This window comes from Verrucomicrobium spinosum DSM 4136 = JCM 18804 (assembly GCF_000172155.1).
Lineage (GTDB): Bacteria > Verrucomicrobiota > Verrucomicrobiia > Verrucomicrobiales > Verrucomicrobiaceae > Verrucomicrobium > Verrucomicrobium spinosum.
Genome location: NZ_ABIZ01000001.1, coordinates 6267079 through 6285269 on the forward strand (window position 1 = coordinate 6267079; position 18191 = coordinate 6285269).

General features: G+C 60.5%; 19 protein-coding genes. 9 read left to right on the plus strand and 10 right to left on the minus strand.

Going from position 1 to position 18191, the window contains the following annotated elements; all coding sequences use genetic code 11:
• Positions 1-42: 42 nt before the first annotated feature.
• Genes pstC through VSP_RS37410 form a run of 3 tightly spaced genes read left to right on the plus strand, consistent with a single transcriptional unit; the run spans position 43 to position 2519 of the window.
• Positions 43-912: a phosphate ABC transporter permease subunit PstC gene (gene pstC, locus VSP_RS25550; protein ID WP_009964274.1), complete on the plus strand. Its 870-nt coding sequence runs from the start codon at positions 43-45 to the stop codon at positions 910-912.
• Positions 905-1756: a PstA family ABC transporter permease gene (locus VSP_RS25555; RefSeq protein ID WP_009964275.1), complete on the plus strand. Its 852-nt coding sequence runs from the start codon at positions 905-907 to the stop codon at positions 1754-1756. The genes pstC and VSP_RS25555 overlap by 8 nt, the downstream gene beginning before the upstream one ends.
• Positions 1749-2519 (plus strand): phosphate ABC transporter ATP-binding protein, encoded by a 771-nt coding sequence (locus tag VSP_RS37410; protein WP_009964276.1) that lies wholly within the window; start codon positions 1749-1751, stop codon positions 2517-2519. The genes VSP_RS25555 and VSP_RS37410 overlap by 8 nt, the downstream gene beginning before the upstream one ends.
• Before the next feature lie 51 nt (positions 2520-2570).
• Here the strand turns inward: VSP_RS37410 and thiH are convergent, their stop codons facing one another.
• The 6 genes from thiH to VSP_RS25590 form a co-directional block, all read right to left on the minus strand.
• Positions 2571-3692: a 2-iminoacetate synthase ThiH gene (gene thiH / locus VSP_RS25565; protein ID WP_009964277.1), complete on the minus strand. Its 1122-nt coding sequence runs from the start codon at positions 3690-3692 to the stop codon at positions 2571-2573.
• Between the two features lie 48 nt (positions 3693-3740).
• Entirely contained in the window at positions 3741-4826 is a 1086-nt protein-coding gene (locus VSP_RS25570) for a prephenate dehydratase (protein WP_157211060.1), read from the minus strand.
• 9 nt (positions 4827-4835) lie between these two features.
• Positions 4836-6137: a tyrosine--tRNA ligase gene (gene tyrS / locus VSP_RS25575; RefSeq protein ID WP_009964282.1), complete on the minus strand. Its 1302-nt coding sequence runs from the start codon at positions 6135-6137 to the stop codon at positions 4836-4838.
• A 97-nt stretch (positions 6138-6234) separates the two neighbouring features.
• Positions 6235-7197, minus strand: a complete 963-nt coding sequence (locus VSP_RS25580) for an MBL fold metallo-hydrolase (RefSeq protein WP_053332390.1) — start codon at positions 7195-7197, stop codon at positions 6235-6237.
• Positions 7198-7309: 112 nt separating this feature from the next.
• A complete protein-coding gene (locus tag VSP_RS25585; protein WP_009964286.1) occupies positions 7310-8221 on the minus strand; it encodes a thiamine pyrophosphate-dependent enzyme in 912 nt (303 codons plus the stop codon).
• A gap of 54 nt (positions 8222-8275) precedes the next feature.
• Positions 8276-10078, minus strand: coding sequence for a 2-oxoacid:acceptor oxidoreductase subunit alpha (locus VSP_RS25590; RefSeq protein WP_198141229.1), 1803 nt, complete (start codon positions 10076-10078; stop codon positions 8276-8278).
• Between the two features lie 339 nt (positions 10079-10417).
• On the opposite strand from VSP_RS25590, the gene VSP_RS25595 reads away from it, so the two are divergent.
• Genes VSP_RS25595 through VSP_RS25605 form a run of 3 tightly spaced genes read left to right on the plus strand, consistent with a single transcriptional unit; the run spans position 10418 to position 12644 of the window.
• Positions 10418-10942: an RNA polymerase sigma factor gene (locus VSP_RS25595; protein ID WP_009964288.1), complete on the plus strand. Its 525-nt coding sequence runs from the start codon at positions 10418-10420 to the stop codon at positions 10940-10942.
• Positions 10939-11397, plus strand: a complete 459-nt coding sequence (locus tag VSP_RS25600) for a hypothetical protein (protein WP_009964289.1) — start codon at positions 10939-10941, stop codon at positions 11395-11397. Before VSP_RS25595 ends, VSP_RS25600 begins: the two co-directional genes overlap by 4 nt.
• A gap of 41 nt (positions 11398-11438) precedes the next feature.
• Positions 11439-12644 (plus strand): PDZ domain-containing protein, encoded by a 1206-nt coding sequence (locus VSP_RS25605; protein ID WP_009964291.1) that lies wholly within the window; start codon positions 11439-11441, stop codon positions 12642-12644.
• A gap of 69 nt (positions 12645-12713) precedes the next feature.
• On the opposite strand, the gene VSP_RS25610 is transcribed toward VSP_RS25605, so the two are convergent.
• The 4 genes from VSP_RS25610 to VSP_RS25630 all read right to left on the minus strand — a co-directional run bounded on the left by VSP_RS25610 (position 12714) and on the right by VSP_RS25630 (position 15714).
• On the minus strand, positions 12714-14207 hold the full coding sequence (locus VSP_RS25610; protein ID WP_009964292.1) for an arylsulfatase: 1494 nt from the start codon (positions 14205-14207) through the stop codon (positions 12714-12716).
• Positions 14207-14509: a ribonuclease III domain-containing protein gene (locus VSP_RS25615; RefSeq protein ID WP_009964293.1), complete on the minus strand. Its 303-nt coding sequence runs from the start codon at positions 14507-14509 to the stop codon at positions 14207-14209. The genes VSP_RS25610 and VSP_RS25615 overlap by 1 nt, the downstream gene beginning before the upstream one ends.
• A 170-nt stretch (positions 14510-14679) precedes the next feature.
• Positions 14680-14862 (minus strand): hypothetical protein, encoded by a 183-nt coding sequence (locus VSP_RS42585; RefSeq protein ID WP_156346483.1) that lies wholly within the window; start codon positions 14860-14862, stop codon positions 14680-14682.
• Between the two features lie 174 nt (positions 14863-15036).
• The gene (locus VSP_RS25630) at positions 15037-15714 is read right to left on the minus strand and encodes a hypothetical protein (RefSeq protein WP_009964296.1); all 678 of its coding nucleotides are present in this window, start codon (positions 15712-15714) and stop codon (positions 15037-15039) included.
• A gap of 178 nt (positions 15715-15892) precedes the next feature.
• On the opposite strand from VSP_RS25630, the gene VSP_RS25635 reads away from it, so the two are divergent.
• From VSP_RS25635 to VSP_RS25645, 3 genes are all read left to right on the plus strand, one after another.
• On the plus strand, positions 15893-16144 hold the full coding sequence (locus VSP_RS25635) for a hypothetical protein (RefSeq protein WP_009964297.1): 252 nt from the start codon (positions 15893-15895) through the stop codon (positions 16142-16144).
• 137 nt (positions 16145-16281) lie between these two features.
• Positions 16282-17481, plus strand: coding sequence for a sensor histidine kinase (locus VSP_RS37415; protein ID WP_009964299.1), 1200 nt, complete (start codon positions 16282-16284; stop codon positions 17479-17481).
• A complete protein-coding gene (locus tag VSP_RS25645) occupies positions 17478-18188 on the plus strand; it encodes a response regulator (protein ID WP_009964300.1) in 711 nt (236 codons plus the stop codon). The genes VSP_RS37415 and VSP_RS25645 overlap by 4 nt, the downstream gene beginning before the upstream one ends.
• Positions 18189-18191 lie beyond the last annotated feature (3 nt).

The following is an 18191-nucleotide window of genomic DNA, read 5'->3' on the forward strand; positions in this document are numbered from 1 at the left end:
AGACCCTCGTCGGACTTTGCGCAGACACGGATAGCACCACTCATGACAAAAACGCTCAGCTGGATTTTCAGCCACCTGGCCATCGCCACCATGGGGCTGCTCCTGGGCATCTTCATCTGGCAGAGCGCGCCCGTCTGGAAGCATGAAGGATGGGGCTACGTGCTAGAGAAAAAGTGGTACTTCCGCCAGCACGAGTTCGGCGCGCTGCCCATGGTGTACGGCACCTTGGTCGTCTCGTTCATCGCCCTGGTCCTCGCCGTTCCGGTCGGCTGGGGAGCAGCGATCTTCATTTCAGAATACCTGCCCCGCCGCCTCCGCATGGCGGCAAAGGTCCTGATCGAACTCCTCGCCGGCGTTCCTGGAGTCATCTATGGTCTGCTTGGCATCCTGCTGCTGCGCGACTGGGTGTATGACAGCTTTGAAAAATTTGAGCCTCTGAGCGGCGATACGTTGCTGACAGCTGGCATCCTCCTTGCCGTGATGATCCTGCCCACAGTGGTGACGCTCAGTGACGACGCCTTGAGGAGCATCCCCTCCACCCAGAGACTGGCGGCCCGGGGCCTGGGTCTGACGCGAGCCGAATCGATCCTTTTCATCGTCGTACCGCAAGCAAGACGTGGCCTCGGTGCCTCCGTGCTCTTGGCCTTGGGACGGGCCATGGGCGAAACCACCGCCGTCTTTCTCGTGGTGGGACGGCAGGACAACAACCTGCCGGACAACTGGCTCTCCCTCCGCGCCTGGCTGGACTCTGGCCAGACCATCACCAGCAAGCTGGTGAGCTCTGAGACCAACATTGCCTATGGCGACGCGATCCACTGGGGTGCCATCGTGGGGCTGGGCCTCATCCTGCTGGTCATGACAGGTGCCGCCACCCTGGTGGGAACCGCCTTCGCCCGCAAACCTCATGCGTAAGCTCCTCGATGCTGCGACAGCCCTGGTCGCCTTTGCCTGCGCCCTGCTGGCCCTGGCCCTTTTGGGCGGACTGGTTTACCTGATCGTTCAGAAAGGTGGCCCCGCCATTTCCTGGGGCTTCTTCACCGAGCAGATCCGCCTCGTGGGCGCTGCGGGCGGCATCTTCTGGAACCTCATCGGCACCCTCATCCTCCTGCTGACCGCCTTCCTGGCCAGCGCCCCCATTGCCATTGCGCTGGCGTTGATGGAACGCGTCTGGCTGAACGGCGACACCAGCCGCCGCATCCTGACGACCGGGCTCTATGCCATCAATGGTGTGCCCAGCATCGTGTTCGGCATCTTTGGTTTTATCGTGCTGGTGCAGTGGTGTGGGTGGGGCAAGTCCTGGCTCGCCGGCGGACTCATCCTGGCCATGGTCATTCTCCCCACCGTCACCGTGGCGCTGGTGGAGAGGCTCAAAGCCATCCCCATGAAGTATGTGGAGGCCGCCGCTGGCCTGGGGCTCTCCCGCGCTCAGATCGTCTGGGCGGTGCTCCTCCCTCAATCCTGGGGTGGCCTGATCACGGGCAGCTTGCTGGGCCTGGCCCGCGCTGCGGGGGAAGTCGCCCCCATCATGTTCACGGCAACGATCTTCGCCGGAGCCACAATGCCCCAGGCGATCAAGGAAAGCCCGGTGCTCTCGCTCCCCTATCACATCTTCATCCTCGCTCAGGACTCGTTTGACCCCGGCGTCGGCTCCAAGCTCTGGGGCTCTGCCCTCGTTCTCCTTGGCCTTGTATTTTCCCTCAGTCTCGCCGCCCTGCCCACCCGCTTGCGGATTCACGAAGAAGCCCATCATGGATAAGCGCCCCCACATCCTCCAAACGTTCGCGCTCTCCGTCACTGCCAACCGCCGGGCGCTGGTTCGAGATGTTTCCATCAACATTGCGGAGCACCAGGCGTTCGGGCTCATCGGTCCCTCTGGCGCTGGCAAGAGCACCCTGCTGCGCGCGCTGAACCGGCTCACCGACCTTGTCCCCGGATTGAATGTCACGGGAGATGTCCAGCTGCACGGCCAGTCGATCTTCAACTCCAGCATGGATGCAAACGCCCTCCGCGCCCGCGTGGGCATGCTCTTCCAGCAGCCGGTCGTGTTCCCCGCATCCATCGTGGACAACGTCCTCTTTGGTGCGAGACGCCTACAGAGCCTCAGCAAATCTGCCAAGGCAGAGCTGGCAGAATCCGCGCTTCAAGAGGCTGCACTGTGGAGCGAGGTTAAAGATCGCCTCAAATCCCCGGCCTCACAACTCTCCGTGGGCCAGCAACAACGCCTCTGCCTGGCGCGCACGCTCGCCACCAAGCCAGAGGTGATCCTCATGGATGAACCCACCAGTGCCCTGGATCCCCGAAGCACCGAGGCCATTGAAACCCTCATAAAAAGGCTCAAGTCCCGCCACACCATCGTGCTGGTGACGCACAACCTCCGCCAGGCGCGCAATGTCGCCGATCACCTCGCTTTCATCGGAGTCCGCGATGGTGTTGGGCAGTTGTTGTGCTCCGGCAGCGTGGACTCCGTGCTGGGCCGCACGGATGTGGCCGAGATGGACGAATACGTGTGTTGCCAGTGAGAGGGAGAGGGACGAGGGAAAAGCCAGGCTCCTGAGATCCCTCCTTCGTGGTCAGTTGCTGAGGATTGCTTCATCCCAGTCTTTCCAAACAGGATCAAATCCCCGCTTGGAGAGCACCGCAGCAATCTCCTCGGGGCTGCGATGGTCGGAGATGTCAAACTGTCCCGTGGCTTCGTCTTCGGGCTTGTGTTCGGCCAGCTCCACCCGTCGACCGCGCACGGTGAGGTGCAGATCTTCCCGCCCCTGACCGGTGTAACCGCCGGGCTCGGTATGACTGCCAGCGCTCATCGTGGTGATGCCGATGGGGATCAAAGCGTCGCGCAAGGCCGCAGACTCCCGCGTGCTCATAACGATGCCCACCTGTGGGAAACACAAGCGGAAGGCGCAGAGCAGTTGGATGAAGCGGGCATCATCCACGGGATACTTCGGCTGGAATCCACCGGCGGCGGGACGCAATCTCGGAAACGCGATGGTGTACGAGGCCTTCCAACCGTGATTCTGCATGTACTCCAGATGGGCGGCCAGCCCGAGAGCTTCCGTCTTCCAATCCGCCAGGCCCAACAAGGCTCCCAGGCCCATGCGGCGGAACCCGCCAGCGTAGCCGCGCTCCGGGCACTCCAGACGCCAGTCGAAATCCCGCTTGGGGCCCATCGTGTGGTACTCCTGATAAGCCGTACGGTCGTAGGTCTCCTGATACACCACGAGACCTTCCGCCCCCTCATGCACCATGCGCGCATATTCAGGCTGTTCCATGGGACCTACTTCGATACCGATGGTCGGCACAAAGGGCTTCAGCACCCGGATGCACTCCTCAAGATACCCGTTGGAAACAAACTTGGGATGCTCCCCTGCGACCAGCAGGATGTGGCGGAAGCCCAGCCCAGTGAGGTGTTTGGCCTCTTTGATCACCTGGTCCATTGTGAGCGTGACCCGGAAGATCGGATTATCACGGGAGAACCCGCAATAGGCGCAGTTGTTGACGCACTCGTTGGAGAGATAGAGCGGCGCAAACAACCGCATCGTCCGGCCGAAATGCTGACGCGTCAGAGCAGCAGCCTCTGCCGCCATGGCCTCAAGCTGCCGGGGTGACTTGGGTTCCAGCAGGCTCAGCAACTTGCGCAGCAGCGGCGATTTCCGCTCAGGCAGCGCATTGAACGTTTCAACAAATGACACAGGACGGGGAGATGGAGAAAGGATGAAAACTGGGGCGGGTAATGGCGCTCAGGCCGTTTCCGGCCAATTCATGTCATCGGGATAATAACGCCTGCGGAACAGCGTCTGATGCTCGGGAAGCTCCTTGAGCAGCTCAGTATTTGGGAAAGAGCCCAGCCACACGCAGGACGGTGGCCAGTCCGGACGCTGGGGAAATTTTTCGTTCAGCTTGTCGTGAATGCCCTTGATGGCGGCGTCCTGAAGATGGCCCTCCACCTCTACAAAGAACATGTACTCAAAGTCCCGCTCCACCCGCGGGAACGGGTAGATGATCGAAAGGAAGACCTTATGCTCACTGATGACTCCCAGCGCATCATAGAGCGTGCCCGTTTCATTGGGCAGGCTCAGCAGAAAACACGTCTTGTTCAGGCTTTTCTCCACGTCCTTCACGTTGGCACTGTCCATCCGCTGGATGAGTTTCTTCTCGCCGAGAATCCAGAAGCGCGTGAAGCCGTTGGAATAGTCTGAAAGGCTGCGGGTTTGCTCCAGGCCGAGCTGATGATCGTGTTCCAGCTCCGCCAGATCCACTGCCCTCAGACTGCCGGAATACACTTCCAGAGCCTCACGGGAGGCGATCGCGGCCACAGAGGGATTGGCCACCGCTTCCAGCGTCGCGGCACCGGTGCTCTCCGTCTGCTCCACCCGGATTTCCAGATGGTCCTTGATCCGTTGGAGCGTCTTGGAGCACTGGCGCAAGGCGCTGGGATGGCTGCGAATGACATCGATGCCAATCAGGCCGCCACTCTGGCTCATCAGGAAGTGCTGGATGGGTAGCAACTCCTCCCACACCACAAAGGTGCGCCGCTGGCGGGGCGTCTCAAAGAGGCGCTCCAACTCCTTGACCGACTCGACGATGATGCCGTCGAGCGTGTTCTCGATCGCGATGACGCCAAAGTCGATGTCTCCCCTCGCCTGTGCGGCAATGATCTCCGGATGAGAAGAGAAAGCCACGGGTTCGAAGACCGTCCCCATGGCATCGACCCGGCCGCTATAGTGCGCCGCAAATCGCGCCGCCGCCGTGTAGCCGTTGGTAAGCCGGGCCGGCCGGAGGAAGCCGATGCGAGGGCGGCTGGGAGGAGAAACGACGTCACTCATGATGTGCACTCAGGCCACCGACAACAGGGCATAGTTGCGCCTGCCCTTGCGCAGCAAGACGTAGCGACCGTGCAGCGTGCGGTCCACCGCGAGGCGGTCCGTCGCAGCGGTGGCGCGGTCTCCGTTCACGTACACCCCGCCCCCTTCCACGTCCTTCCGCGCCTGCCCCTTGCTCTGCGAGAGCCCGGAGAGCACCAGCGCTTCCACCAGCGGCAGACCTTCGCCGCCCAGCTGGTCCGCAGTCACCGTGGCATTGGGCACTTCTTCGCTCAAGGTCTGGAGCGTGGAGGCGGAGATGCCTTCGAGACTGCCTCCGAAGAGGATCTCGCTGGCTCGCACCGCATCGCTCGTGGCCTGCTCGCCATGGATGAGCGTGGTGATGGACCGGGCCAGAGCCTGGTGCGCCTTGCGCGCCCCTGGATTGGTCTCGTGCTCCGCCTCCAGGGCACGGATCTCGTCATGCGGCAGGAAGGTGAAGAACTTCAGGTACTTCACCACGTCGCGGTCGTCGCTGTTGATCCAGAACTGGTAGAACTTGTAGATGCTCGTCTTCTTGGGATCAAGCCAGATCGCCCCGCCCTCAGACTTACCAAACTTGGTGCCGTCCGACTTCGTGATGAGTGGCATCGTCAGGCCGTAGGCGTGACGCCCCAGCTTCTTCCGCACCAGATCAATGCCCGTAGTGATGTTGCCCCACTGGTCAGAGCCACCGATCTGCAGCTCGCAACCGGCCACCTGGGCCAGATGGAAGTAGTCGTAGGACTGGAGCAGCATGTAGCTGAACTCCGTGTAGCTGATGCCCACGTCGCGGTCTTCCATGCGGGCACGGACACTCTCCTTGGCCACCATCTGGTTGACCGTGAAGTGCTTGCCCACATCGCGGAGGAAGTCCAGGTAGGAGATGGGCCCAATCCAGTCCGCGTTGTCCATCAGGCGGGCCGGATTCACGGGCGAGTCAAAGTCCAGCAGCTTGGCCAACTGGGGGCGCACCGCCTCCACGTTGGCTTTGATCTGCTCCTGCGTGAGCAACTGGCGCTCAGCGGATTTCCCGCTGGGATCGCCAATGGAGCCGGTGGCCCCACCGGCCACAGCGATGGGGTGGTGCCCGGCAAGTTGGAAACGGCGCAAGGCCAGGAGCGGCACAATGTGCCCCACATGCAGGGAATCAGCCGTCGGGTCGAAGCCACAATACAGCGTGATGGCCTTGGCCGCCAGCCGGTCAGGCAGCGGGAGCAAATCGGCACGCGACTCCGGAACACTGGTGAAATCTGCCACCAGGCCCCGGAACTGTAGGTCTTCGAAGATGTTCATGGGCACAAAATAGACTGAGGGAGCCCGCAAGATGGGACGGGAGGCCAGAGGCGTCAAGCCGGGGCCAAGGCGTCTTTGCGAGGGAGACTGGCAGCGGCTATCTGCCCGCTTTCTCGCAGTACAGAGCAATCCCGTCCGCGCACATCGCGGCATTGTTGGCTGACTCAAAGAGGTGCCACTCGGCGATGCCAGCCCCGCTTTTGACCGCCACCTCATGCTCCGCCGCAGTGAAGGCCTCCCTCAGAGCATCCCCTCTCAGCCCTTGGTCCCGAAGGGCCTGGACGCACTCATGCACCTGATGCACCCGCAGACTGTACTGGGAGAGATGTCTTGCGACATCCGTCACCTCGCCGAAGTGGGTGAGATAGAGCCTGGCAAAACCCATGGAGTGCAGGCGCTCCAGAGACTCGTCGTACGCCACGGGATCAAACTGCGGCGGCGCGGCCGTGACACTCAGGTACGGGCACCGTGGCAGCTTCATCCCCGCCACATCCCCGGTGAAGCAACCATCCCCCAGCGCATACGCGAGGTGATGCCGGGCATGCCCCGGTGTGTCGAGCGCGATGAAGTGATCCCGGCGGCCCAGCTTTACCTTGTCTCCATCCTGAAGTGCAACCACACGCTCCGCTGGTGCCGGCAGGATCTCGCCCCACAGCGTGTGCATGCGGTCGCCATAGATCCTCTGGGCGCTGGAGATGAGTTTCTCTGGATCAATCAAATGAGGCGCTCCTCTGGGGTGCACATAGACCGTCACCCCCTGTTGCGCCCACCACCCGGCCGCACCGGAGTGATCCAGGTGTATATGCGTCACCAGCACCTTCTTCACATCCTTTGGCTGAAAACCAAGACGTCCGATGCCCTCCAATAACGCTGGCAAAGTGGATCCCGGCCCCGTTTCCACCAGCGCCAGCTCGCCATCAGATTCCACCAGATAGGCCGCAATGATCTCCGGCAGCCCCTGAAAGTGAAGGTCAATCGTGTGCACTTGCATCGTGCTCTGTCCCTTGCCTTCGATCACGCGAAGATGCAACCCCTGCTTGCCCCACTTCGATCGCCCCACTTCTATTACGCAAAAAAACGCCAGCATTCGTGGATGCTGGCACCATGTCATCCCCAACCAGAATCACCCTCTGTGCTCTCTGTGACTCTGTGGTTAATTCCTCAACCCCCGCTTACCTCATCGCCTCCAACCGCTTCCGCAGCAGATCCTTCTGGCTCGCGCCGCCGATCTTCGCCTGGGTATCCGTGATCCACTTCTGCTCCAGCTCGTTCTTGGTGGGGCGCTGCACCTGGTAGTACACGCCGAACTTCCCTGGGGCCAGGTTCTCGGCCAGCTTGAAGGCTGCGCCTTCGTCCGTCACATCGTGCTGGGTTTCGTCCACGGTCTCAAACGTGCCGCCCTTGCGGGGCGTGCTGTCGTCAAAGGCACCGGCGTAGAACATGACGCACTCGCTCAGGCACTCCACGACGCTGAACCCGTCGTGCAGGATCGCCCGCTCAAACATCTGCTCCATGTGCTTCACCTGCGCCGCATGCGTGCGGGCGATAAAGGTGGCCCCGCTGGCCAGGAGCTGTTTCATCGGGTTGATGGGCCGGTCCACGGAACCGGTCGGATCGGTCTTGGACTTGAAGCCGATGGGTGAGGTGGGGCTGGTCTGCTTCTTGGTCAGACCATAAACGAAGTTGTCCATGATCACGTAAGTGAGCTTCACGTTCTTCCGGGCAGCATGGTTCAGGTGATTGCCTCCAATGGAGAAGCCGTCGCCATCGCCGCCGAAGACAAACACATGCACATCCGGCCGGCTCAGCGAGATGCCGGTGGCCAGGGGCAGAGCCCGGCCATGGATGAAGTGGATGCCGTGCGTGTTCATGAAATACGGAAACCGGCTGGAACAGCCGATGCCCGCCACACAGACAATTTTCTCATGCGGATACTGCAGCTTCTCCAGCACCCGGTAGAAGATGTTGAGCACGGCGAAGTCCCCGCAGCCGGGACACCATGTCGGGTGGTCGGCGGTCAGGGCCTTTTTCGTGAGCCGGTCCTCGGGCTCGGTGACGGTGGCGGAAGGAAGGACGGTGGACATGGCAGTGAGGAAGTGGAAAGTGGTTTAAGGAAACATCGTTCATCAGGTCCCGGATCAGCCGGCCCCGGCGAGGTGCTTCTCCACCCCGGTCACAATCTCGCGGATGCGGAAGGCCAGACCATCCGTCTTGCAGAGGGACTTGATGGCGGGATTGCAGTAGCGCGCCCTCAGCAGCGTGGCCATCTGGCCGTAGCCGTAGGCACCGTAGTCATTCATCTCCACCACCACGATGTGCTCGTAGCGGTTGAAGATGGTTTCCAGCCCGTTGGGCAGCGGATGCAGGTGACGCAGGTGCAGCGCCCCCACCTTGAAGCCCTCCGCCGGAAGGCGGTCGGCGCTCTCCTTGATAGGCCCGTAGGTGCTGCCCCAGCCTACGATCAGGACATCCCCCTCCTGATGCCCGTGCACCTTGGGCAGAGGAAACTCCGCCGCCGCATCAATGAGTTTCTGCCGGCGTTTTGCCGTCATCTGGCTGTGCATCTTGGGGCTGCCACTGGGATGGCCCCACTCATCATGCTCCAGCCCAGAGATGACTGGATACTTGCCGCTACTCATGCGCGAGCCGGGCGGAGCATGGTGCGTGGTGCGATCCAACGGGTAGGGACGATAGTCTTCGCGTCGCGTGGAAAGATCAATATGGGGCTCCACCCAGTGGACATCCAGGTCTGGCTCGGCAAAGGCCTCAATGCGACTGCTCAACGCCTGGTCACTCAGAATGATCACCGGGCAGGAGTACTTGCGGGCCAGCCGCCCGGCCTCCAGCGCGATGTAGAAGCAATCTTCCACATCTTGCGGGGCGAGCACGATGCGCGGACAATCCCCATGGCTGCCGTAGATGGCCTGCATGAGATCGCTCTGCTCCACGCTCGTGGGCAGGCCGGTGGAGGGCCCACCGCGCTGCACGTTGATCACGATGATCGGCAGCTCCGCCATGCTGGCATAACTCAACGCCTCCATCTTCAAACTCAACCCCGGTCCGGCACTGCCCGTCACCGCCAGATGACCGGCAAAGGCCGCGCCCAGCGTCATGCTCACAGCCGCGAGCTCATCCTCGGCCTGCACATAGATGCCACCGTACTTGGGCAGCTCTGTGCGAAGAGATTCCATGATGGACGACCAGGGGGTGATGGGATAGGCCGCGCCGTATCGCACCCCGGCGGCGATGAGCCCCGCCGTCAGCATCTGATTGCCATCCGTGCTGATGCGATGGCCGTCACCTGCCTCTCCATGCTCAAAGGCAAATCTCTCCAGATCCCCCACTTCATAGGCAAAGCCCGCGTCAAAGGCGAGCATGGCGTTCCGCAGCACGCTCTCATCCTTCTTGCCGAACTGCCGGCTGACGATGCCGATGAGCTTCTCCTTGTCGAGGTTGAACACCGCACACACCAGGCCCAGGACAAACATGTTCTTTCCACGATCCCTCGTGGAGCCGCCGACCGCCTCCACCGTGGCAGCAGTGAACGGAATGCCGAGGTGTTTGATGCCGCGCTCATGGCGCACCTCCTTCACCTCGCCGCTGTCATAGAGACAGACGCCTCCATCACGCAACGCGCCCAGATGGCTGTCATAACTGTGCTGATAGAAGGCCACCAGCACGTCTGCCTCATCGCCCGCATGCAACACCTCCCCGGAGCCTATGTGCACCTGAAAGATGGACGGCCCGCCACTGATCGTGGAAGGAATGGTCATGTAGGTCATGACCTCCTGGGCCGTTCGTCCGGCAAGCCGAGCCAGGAAGCCACCGATGGACTGGATGCCATCCTGTGAATTGCCCGCGAAGCGAATGACCGCGTTGCGGAGGGAATGCGGGGCATGGAGGCCCGGCGACATCGGTGTGGATGCAGGTTTCGCTAACATGTGGTTGTGGAATGCGTGCGAATTCGCATGCAATCTGATTAGAGATGGAAATGCAATACTGGAATTGCGGTGAGTCGCCTTTTGTATCTTTCAGGAAAGAATTGCGCCGCCTTGGGCGTTGCGACCTGCTCCACGCCTGTGTAAAGCCCAAAACCTCGCTTTCCCCCGACAGGCCGGGGCTGCCGCCTGCCCCCAAGACAGGCCAGGTAATTTCATTTATCCCCGCAACTCGCCGTCCATTTTTCCGGGCCATTTGAGGTCCTGTCTCAACATTTCTCCCTTTCTACAGACAAAAGTCCGCGCCCGTGCCGCTATCCCCGTGAATCACCTCACGCCTGCGTGGACGCCACCCCCTCAATCTCAACCACCTCCTGGAACTCGTGGCTTGGCCAACGCTCCCGCCAGTTCCTGCTCTTCGCCCGGTCTCAGACGCGGTGCGAGGCGGACGCGCACGACGTTCTTCAGGATTCCCTCGTGGAGACGTGGCGGCGAGCCGGACACAAGGCACCGGACGACGCCCTGGTGTACGCCACCATCCGCCGCCGGGCCATTGATCTCTTTCGCAGCACGGAACGGCGGCAACGCCGGGAACAGACTGCCTATGAAATCCTGTGGCTGGACCAGCCAGCGGACGGCTCCGGCATCGACCCCGACCTGGACGAAGCCGTCCAGCGCCTGCCCAATCACCTGAGGGAGGTGCTCATCGTCCGGATCTGGGGCGGGCTGACCTTCCAGCAGATCGCCCTTTCTCTGGACATTCCCGCTGACACCGCCGCATCCCGCTACCGCTATGCCCTGGACCATCTGCGCAAGGCGATGAAACAAGCTGAGGGCAACCGGCCCGCCTCCCCCCATTTGACATGAACATCGAAGATGACGAACTCGAGCGCCGCCTCCAGCCCCTCCAGCCTGCGGCGGTCCCTGAACCCCTGGCCGCACGGCTTCAGCAGGCCCAGCCGAAACGGCCTCACTGGTGGCACCTCACTGCGGCCATGGCTGGCGTGGCAGTGCTTTTTCTCGGATTTCTTCCTCCTGAAGAGGTCACCTCCCCCGCGCCCACTCTCGTTTCCCCTGTCACTGCCCAAGCCCCTGCTGAACCCCTCGAAGACCTGCGGGTCTTCCTCCCGATCGAGCAGACCAGCACTCTGGTGAAAGTGGAAAAGGTGGGCGTTCTCGAGACTGACCCCGAGCGACCCATCCAACTCATGCGCACCTTCTGGGTGGATGACGTGACTTACCGTGGTGACGACGGCGTCAGCACCTTCCAGCGCCAGGAATCGCGCACAGAGATCATCCCCGTAGCCCTTCAGACCTACTAGCCAGCCCTGACATTTCGCCATCCCCCGCCTTCCTCGATCCTATGAAAACACCACGCTTTGTATTTGCCGGGCTGCTCGCCTGCTCCCTGCCGCTGCCGTTTGTCTCCGCTCAGGAGGAAACGATCTTCGTCCCCGACAATGCCGGGACGGTGCCCCCCTTCATCCACCAACCGGCGGACACCCAGCCGACTCTCCCGCCTGAACTGGAAAGAGAATTCCTCCCCGTGCTGGCCGCAGCGGGACCAGATTCACCCGAAGGCCCCGTGCCCACGAGAGGTGCCAGGGAGTTCTCCATCAAGATTTCCCCTCCCGAAGAAGGGCAGACAGAAGCCGAGGTTCATATCCACAGGGATGGCGAAGAAATCATCCGCCGCGTGAATGTGGGCAATGCCCGCAAAGTTTTGATCGGCGGGGGCAAGATGCTCGCCGAGCGACTGCCGGGGCCTCACGGGCTGGCGATCGCGGGCGTTCCCGCCCTTCCCGCTGCGCCAGCCACCCCTCCGGTGGCCACGACCTGGCTGGGAGTCGCCACCGATGAAGCACCAGAGGAGGTGCGAGCCCAGCTGCCGCCCCTGACCGCTGGCACTGGCATCCTCGTCCGCAGCGTGGTGCCAGACAGCCCCGCGGCCAAAGCTGGACTTCAGCGCTACGACATCCTCGCCAAGCTGGATGACCAGTTGCTGGTGAACCCTTCCCAACTGCGCGCTCTCGTCTCGGGGAAGAAGGAGCAGGACACCATCAAGCTGACCGTCTTCCGAAAGGGCATCGATCTGGTGCTGGAGGTGAAATTGGGCATCCGCCTGGGAGGAGACGATCCGTGGAGCGTGTCCTCCTTTGTGACGAACACCCCGAGCGTGGCCGGTGCCTATATGGACCCTCTCATTTTCCAGACCAGGGCCCTCGTGGTGGATTCCAAAGGCAACGTCATCACCGCCACCACGGATGGGAGCCACGCTCCAGTGGAGCTTGAGCGGGTGCAGGAAGCCTTGAAGAAAGCCGGCGTTGGAGCCGACGTGATCAAGTCCGTGGAGAAGAATCTTGTGGACGTTCGCAAGCAGCTGGAGAAGTCCAAGACAGACCTGGAGCGCAACAAGTCCGAGACTCTGAAGAGACTGGAAGAGAGCGCCGAGAATCTCGCCAAAGCTCTGGAAAATGCCCGTGCCGCTGCGGAAAAGGCCCGGAAAGAGGCGGTCGAACGCCTCCATGATGACGCTGGGAAATCACCGGCACAGGAAATAAGACCCTGAGCCCCTTCCCCGCAAGCCTCCCCGGCTCCAGCCTGCCCATGACGCGGAGGCTGGAGTTTTTTGTCCACTCTATTCCGGCTGGGTTTGCGGTGCCCGCCAGGCTTCTTTCATATACCCCTCCAGCTCACTGACGATCCCGGGTTGGAGACTGGCGAGGTTGTTTTGCTCCCCCACATCTTCCTCAAGGTTGTACAGCTGCACTTCCAGAGACTTGGGCTGAACCGGCTGCGGTTTTCCACCTGCGTTTTGACCCATGCGAGCAGTCCCCGTGTTCAGATGAATGAGCTTCCACGGCCACCTGAGCACGGCCCGTTTGCCCCCCTGTTCATCGAAGTTCCAGAAAAGGTATTTGTGCTGCTTTTGCTCCCCATCCTTGCCGGTCAGAGTGGGCACCAGAGAGAGTCCGTCCGTTTCCCCTTCCAGCTTGGCCCCTGCCAAGTCCGCCACGGTAGGCAGCAGGTCCTGGAATCCGGAGACATGTTCACTCTCCCCCCTGGCCTTGATGGCAGCGGGCCAGCGCGCCACGAGCGGCACCCGGATGCCGCCATCCGTCATGCTCCTCTTGATCCCACTGAACGCGCCGTTGGAGTCAAAGAAATCCGAACTGTGCCCACCCTCAGCGTGCGGGCCATTGTCAGAGGTGAACATCACCAGCGTGTTCTGATCCAGGCCCGCTTTTTTCAAAGCCGCAAGCACGGCCCCCACCTGGTCATCCACAAAGCGCATCGCACTCGCAAACCCCTTTTCAACATCCGGCCAGTCCTTGTTCGCATATTCACCATAGGAGGGCACTTCCATGCCGTGCTTCAGCGGCGAATTCTTGCCCGCCTCATTGTTGGCGTGAGGCATGTTCAGGGCATAGTAAACAAAGAATGGCTGCTTGCCCGCAGCCCGGTCCCGCAGGTAGGTCTGGAGTTCATCGGCGATCAATTGCGGAGCAAACTGCCTCCGGCCATCCACGGTGGCGAAGCCAGTGTCTTCATGCCCTGCCTTGCGGCTGCCAGGCTCGGTGACGTTGTTCAGGGCCACCCTCTGCCCGTTGCGGATCAAATAAGTAGGATAGAAATTGTGGGCGTGGCTGGTGTCCACGTAGCCGAAGAAGGTGTCGAACCCCTTGCGGTTGGGATCATCATCGGGGAGCGGTTTCCCCAGACCATATTTGCCGAAGCAGGCCGTGGCATAGCCCGCCTGCTTCAACAGATTGGGCACGGTGACGTCGCTGTCTGGCATGGTCCACAGCCCGTTGCCACGCACCCTGCAGTGCCCCGTGTGCAGCCCGGTCAAGAGAACGCAGCGGGAGGGAGCACACACGGTGCTTCCCGCGTAGTGACGGGTGAGTTTCATTCCCTCAGCCGCCATGCGGTCAATATGGGGAGTCGTGAACGTCTTCTGGCCGAAACAGCCCAGATCACCATAACCCATGTCATCCACGAGGATGTAAATGATATTGGGCCGGTCAGCAGCAACCACCACCGAGGTGCCCGAAATCATCAGGAGCAGCCCCAGAATGCTGGATGCCCAGGACGCGAGTGTGGATCGAGGAGAGAGAAAGGCAAATGTCATCAGCGTTGCGAACGCTGGCGCTTGCCCTCTTGTTTCACGAACAGGGGCTCGATCTTTGCCTGAATGTGCGCAAACGCGCCTTCCAGGCCCTGTTCCTTGTAAACCCGGCCCACCTCAGCCTCCACCATCGTGGGTTGCCCCAATGAGTTGAGAAACTGGTTGCTCGTGAAGCGGCTCTTCAAATCCGCATCCACCTTCCCGTACTGTCGCAAGATCCACGACCGGGCATAGAGCTCCAGCACAGCATCGCCAAGCCAGGCGTCTTCCAGGTGGGGTTTGATGCGATCTTTCACTGCGGGCATGCCCCAGCATTCGCAAAAATTCCTCAAAACTCAAAAAACAAAATTCAGGTCCTTCCTGAAAACAGGGTTTTGGGCTCATCGCCATCTCTTCAATGGGGCAACACCAGCCACCGACATCAAAAAACGTGCCAGCTTTCGCCGGCACGTTTTGGAGGAAGACATCCCGGCCGTCAGTAAGCCCGGACGGTCTGAGTCTCTGTGACCCCTACCGAGGGACTGCGGTAGGTGGTCTGCTCTGTAGTGGTGGTGGTGGTGGTGCGAGTCGGGGGCGCACTCTCTTGCACGGTCTCACAGCTTGTCAGGCACAAAAGGGTTCCCAGAACCGCGGCGACAATCATCAAAATGGATTTCATAAGTTTGGACTCCTGGGGTTACTTGGAGGAATGGGTGGTCATCGATGTCGTTTCCATCGATCTCGACGTTTGGGTTTGACGGGTGGAGCTGCAACTGGTGAGCCAAAGGCCTGCCAGGATCAGGGTCCAGATAAGGGAGGATCGTTTCATCTTGTTTTTGTGGGCACGGACCGATTAACGGTCTGTTGAGGTTTCCGTGGTGGTGGTTTTCTTTCGCTCAATTTCCTGAGTGGGAGCCAGCTTCCCCTTTCGTACCACTACTCGGGAGACTACCATGGAGTCACCCACCTTCGTGTAATAGACCGTGACAGGGACCCCAGTCTTCACCACCGACACATCCACGGGCTTGCCGTCTTCGTCTAGGTAGGTGGTTGTCTTGCCATAGGTGTAGCTGACAGGATCGGGACTGCCTTCCGACTTGATCAAGAACCTTGACTCTCCCCACTCGCTGACAATCCCCGCAGCGTTCATGGCAGACTCCGCAACGATTTGAGCGGCGGCGGAGGAATTCACCACCTGGGCTCTTCCCAGCACGACTTTTGTTGCCACCAGCGATTCTCCTGCCCGGGTGTAGTGGACGGTCACCGGCAGTCCGGATTTCATCATGGCAATTTCCACTGGACTCCCATCCGCATCCACATAGTGAGTTGTCTCACTGGACAGGTATTCCACTGGTGCCTCCCCGGCGGCCTTGGTGATGATAATGGATTGAGCCGAGACTTTGCTGACAATCCCTTCCGATGCTACAGGGGCAATGGTCACTTCCACCAGCTGGGCTTGAGCGTGACTGAACGAAAACAATGCTCCTGAGAACACGATGGTCACGAGGAACTTCCGAGTAATATTGTGCATGGTCCCAACACTCGCTGATGCTCGCGCAGGTCGATATGGGGTGTAACCCTACCGGCTGGGTCACTCTTAACAAACTTCTGGAGACAACGAGAAATTTACGACAGTCTCCAGGTCCTCAATCGAAACCCATGGGCACTTCACCCCATTGGGCATTCCGGCATATCGCTTACATTTCTGGATGAGCACCCACTTCCGTTCATCATCCCGACGGGGAAGCATCGTCATCTTCCTGCTTTTTCTAGCCATCGCCTACCTGTTCAGCTTTGGCCCGGTTCAGGCCCTGTACTCCAGCGGCCGCATTTCCGGTCCCATGCCCAGAGATCTGGTGACGTTCTACAAACCTTTGCAATGGTTCTACTTAAACTCACCCATGGGCGCACCTATGGCCCGTCATGATGCATGGTGGGGTCGCCAGCTTAAGCGCTCCTAGCTTTTTAAACGTTTGCCCGCCTGCCTCCTTCCGATGATGCCCCCCAGGCATTCACGATCTGGTGCAAATACCCAACGAAAAGGGAGAAAACTGGGTCCAATCAGGCAACCGCCTTGTCGTCGAATCAGGGAAAATGCATGAACACAAAAAAATCTTCCCTGTCACAGACCTACCGGGCATCCCTCCGTGAGCATCTCGATCACCGCGGATCCGGTGAATCTGGCCTGAAGAACGCCCGACTCTTCGGCATCCAGGCTACAAAATCCGGCATGGAAACGCTGGCCCTTGCAAAGATCCATGAGGGGGCTCTGCGAAGCTTGCTGTCTGATGAAGCCTCACCGGCTCGCAAAAAAGCCAAAACGCTACGGGGAGCCGCCTTCTTCACAGAGGCCATTACCCCCATTGAAGAGACCCACAGGAGCATGCGGCAGGCCAACAGACGCCTGGAGAAACTTGTCAGCAGTCTGACCCGCCGGACTCATCAGCTCGCTGCATCCAACGACAAACTGAAACACGAGATCATCCACCGCAAATCCGTGGAGGCGTCCCTCATCACCAGTGAGACGACCTCCAGCCAGTTGCTTGCAAAATCCCGCCACATGCAAGAGGACCTGCGCCACCTCTCCCGCCGGCTGCTTACCGTTCAGGAGGAGGAGCGCAAACGGATCAGTCGTGAACTGCATGACGTCGTGGCCCAGGCCCTGACCAGCATCAATCTGCGGCTCATTACTCTGAAGACAGAAAGCAACTCAAACGCCAGAAACTTGCGTCGGCGAATCGCCATGACCCAGCGAGTGATTGAACGTTCCGTTGAGATTGTTCATCGCTTTGCCCGTGACTTGCGCCCCACGCTTTTGGATGATCTGGGATTGATTCCCGCCCTCAAGTCTTATCTGACCGCCTACATGCAGCGAACCGGCATCAGGGTCAGCTTCTCGGTTTCTCCCAACATTGAAAGCATCGACAGCACCCGTCGCACCGTTCTCTATCGCGTCGCCCAGGAGGCTCTCACCAATGTCGCCCGCCATGCTAAAGCCAGCCAGGCAAATGTCTCGATCCGCCTGCATGCGAACAACGTCAACATGCAGATTCATGACAACGGTTGTGGATTTCAGGTGGAGGGCAACGCCTTCGCCAGAAGCAGCAAATGCCTTGGCCTGCTGGGCATGAAGGAACGGGTGGAAATGGTGGGTGGCACCTTCGTCGTGGCCTCCGCACCCGGCAAGGAAACGACCGTCCAGGTGGAGCTTCCTGGCAAGAAAGTCCCCTCTCGTCCCCGCCCCTCCAAACTCGCTGCGGTCAAAGAACTGCCTGACTCGGCCCATCACTCCCCATGACCCCCATCACCGTACTCCTCGCAGAGGATCACACCATCGTCCGAGAGGGTCTGCGTGCTCTGTTGGAGCTTGAACCTGACATCGTCATTGTGGGACAGGCGGAGAACGGCCATCTAGCTGTGGAGTTCTGCCTCACCCTGTGTCCGGATGTGGTTGTGCTGGATATCGCGATGCCCCGCCTCAACGGACTGGAGGCCGCACGCCAGATCCTCAGGAGCGCAGCCCCTCCCAAGGTTCTCATCCTTTCCGCCCACAGTGATGATGCCTATGTCGAGCAGGTGATGGAGCTGGGCGCGTCCGGTTACCTGATCAAGCAAACCGCCGCCCATGCCCTCACCAAAGCCATCCGGGAAGTCTATAAGGGCAATAGCTTCTTCAGCCCCACCATCTCCCGACGACGGAATCACCATGCCCAAAAGGCCTACAACCAGGGGGATCTCCCTTCAAGAAAAGCCCCCTCCCGGCTCAGTTCCCGGGAAACGGAGGTGCTGCAACTCATCGCGGAAGGCAAGGCCAACAAGGAAACAGCGGAGATCCTTCACATCAGTGTGAAAACGGTGGAAAAGCACCGCCAGAGCCTCATGGAAAAACTCAACATCCATGACACCGCCAGCCTCACCCGCCACGCCATCGCCACGGGCATCATCGAGAGCAGCGTGCAAGTGACCATCCTGCAGGCCCTCCCTCTTCATCAGGGGCGCGAGTAATAA

Excerpts from the sequence above, each read along its gene's own strand:
- pstC (WP_009964274.1), top strand. The coding sequence starts at position 43 with ATGACAAAAACGCTCAGCTGGATTTTCAGCCACCTGGCCATCGCCACC.
- VSP_RS25555 (WP_009964275.1), top strand. The coding sequence starts at position 905 with ATGCGTAAGCTCCTCGATGCTGCGACAGCCCTGGTCGCCTTTGCCTGC.
- VSP_RS37410 (WP_009964276.1), top strand. The coding sequence starts at position 1,749 with ATGGATAAGCGCCCCCACATCCTCCAAACGTTCGCGCTCTCCGTCACT.
- VSP_RS25570 (WP_157211060.1), bottom strand. The coding sequence starts at position 4,826 with ATGAGTGACGTCGTTTCTCCTCCCAGCCGCCCTCGCATCGGCTTCCTC.
- tyrS (WP_009964282.1), bottom strand. The coding sequence starts at position 6,137 with ATGAACATCTTCGAAGACCTACAGTTCCGGGGCCTGGTGGCAGATTTC.
- VSP_RS25585 (WP_009964286.1), bottom strand. The coding sequence starts at position 8,221 with ATGTCCACCGTCCTTCCTTCCGCCACCGTCACCGAGCCCGAGGACCGG.
- VSP_RS25590 (WP_198141229.1), bottom strand. The coding sequence starts at position 10,078 with ATGTTAGCGAAACCTGCATCCACACCGATGTCGCCGGGCCTCCATGCC.
- VSP_RS25600 (WP_009964289.1), top strand. The coding sequence starts at position 10,939 with ATGAACATCGAAGATGACGAACTCGAGCGCCGCCTCCAGCCCCTCCAG.
- VSP_RS25605 (WP_009964291.1), top strand. The coding sequence starts at position 11,439 with ATGAAAACACCACGCTTTGTATTTGCCGGGCTGCTCGCCTGCTCCCTG.
- VSP_RS25610 (WP_009964292.1), bottom strand. The coding sequence starts at position 14,207 with ATGACATTTGCCTTTCTCTCTCCTCGATCCACACTCGCGTCCTGGGCA.
- VSP_RS25615 (WP_009964293.1), bottom strand. The coding sequence starts at position 14,509 with ATGCCCGCAGTGAAAGATCGCATCAAACCCCACCTGGAAGACGCCTGG.
- VSP_RS42585 (WP_156346483.1), bottom strand. The coding sequence starts at position 14,862 with ATGAAATCCATTTTGATGATTGTCGCCGCGGTTCTGGGAACCCTTTTG.
- VSP_RS25630 (WP_009964296.1), bottom strand. The coding sequence starts at position 15,714 with ATGCACAATATTACTCGGAAGTTCCTCGTGACCATCGTGTTCTCAGGA.
- VSP_RS25635 (WP_009964297.1), top strand. The coding sequence starts at position 15,893 with ATGAGCACCCACTTCCGTTCATCATCCCGACGGGGAAGCATCGTCATC.
- VSP_RS37415 (WP_009964299.1), top strand. The coding sequence starts at position 16,282 with ATGAACACAAAAAAATCTTCCCTGTCACAGACCTACCGGGCATCCCTC.
- VSP_RS25645 (WP_009964300.1), top strand. The coding sequence starts at position 17,478 with ATGACCCCCATCACCGTACTCCTCGCAGAGGATCACACCATCGTCCGA.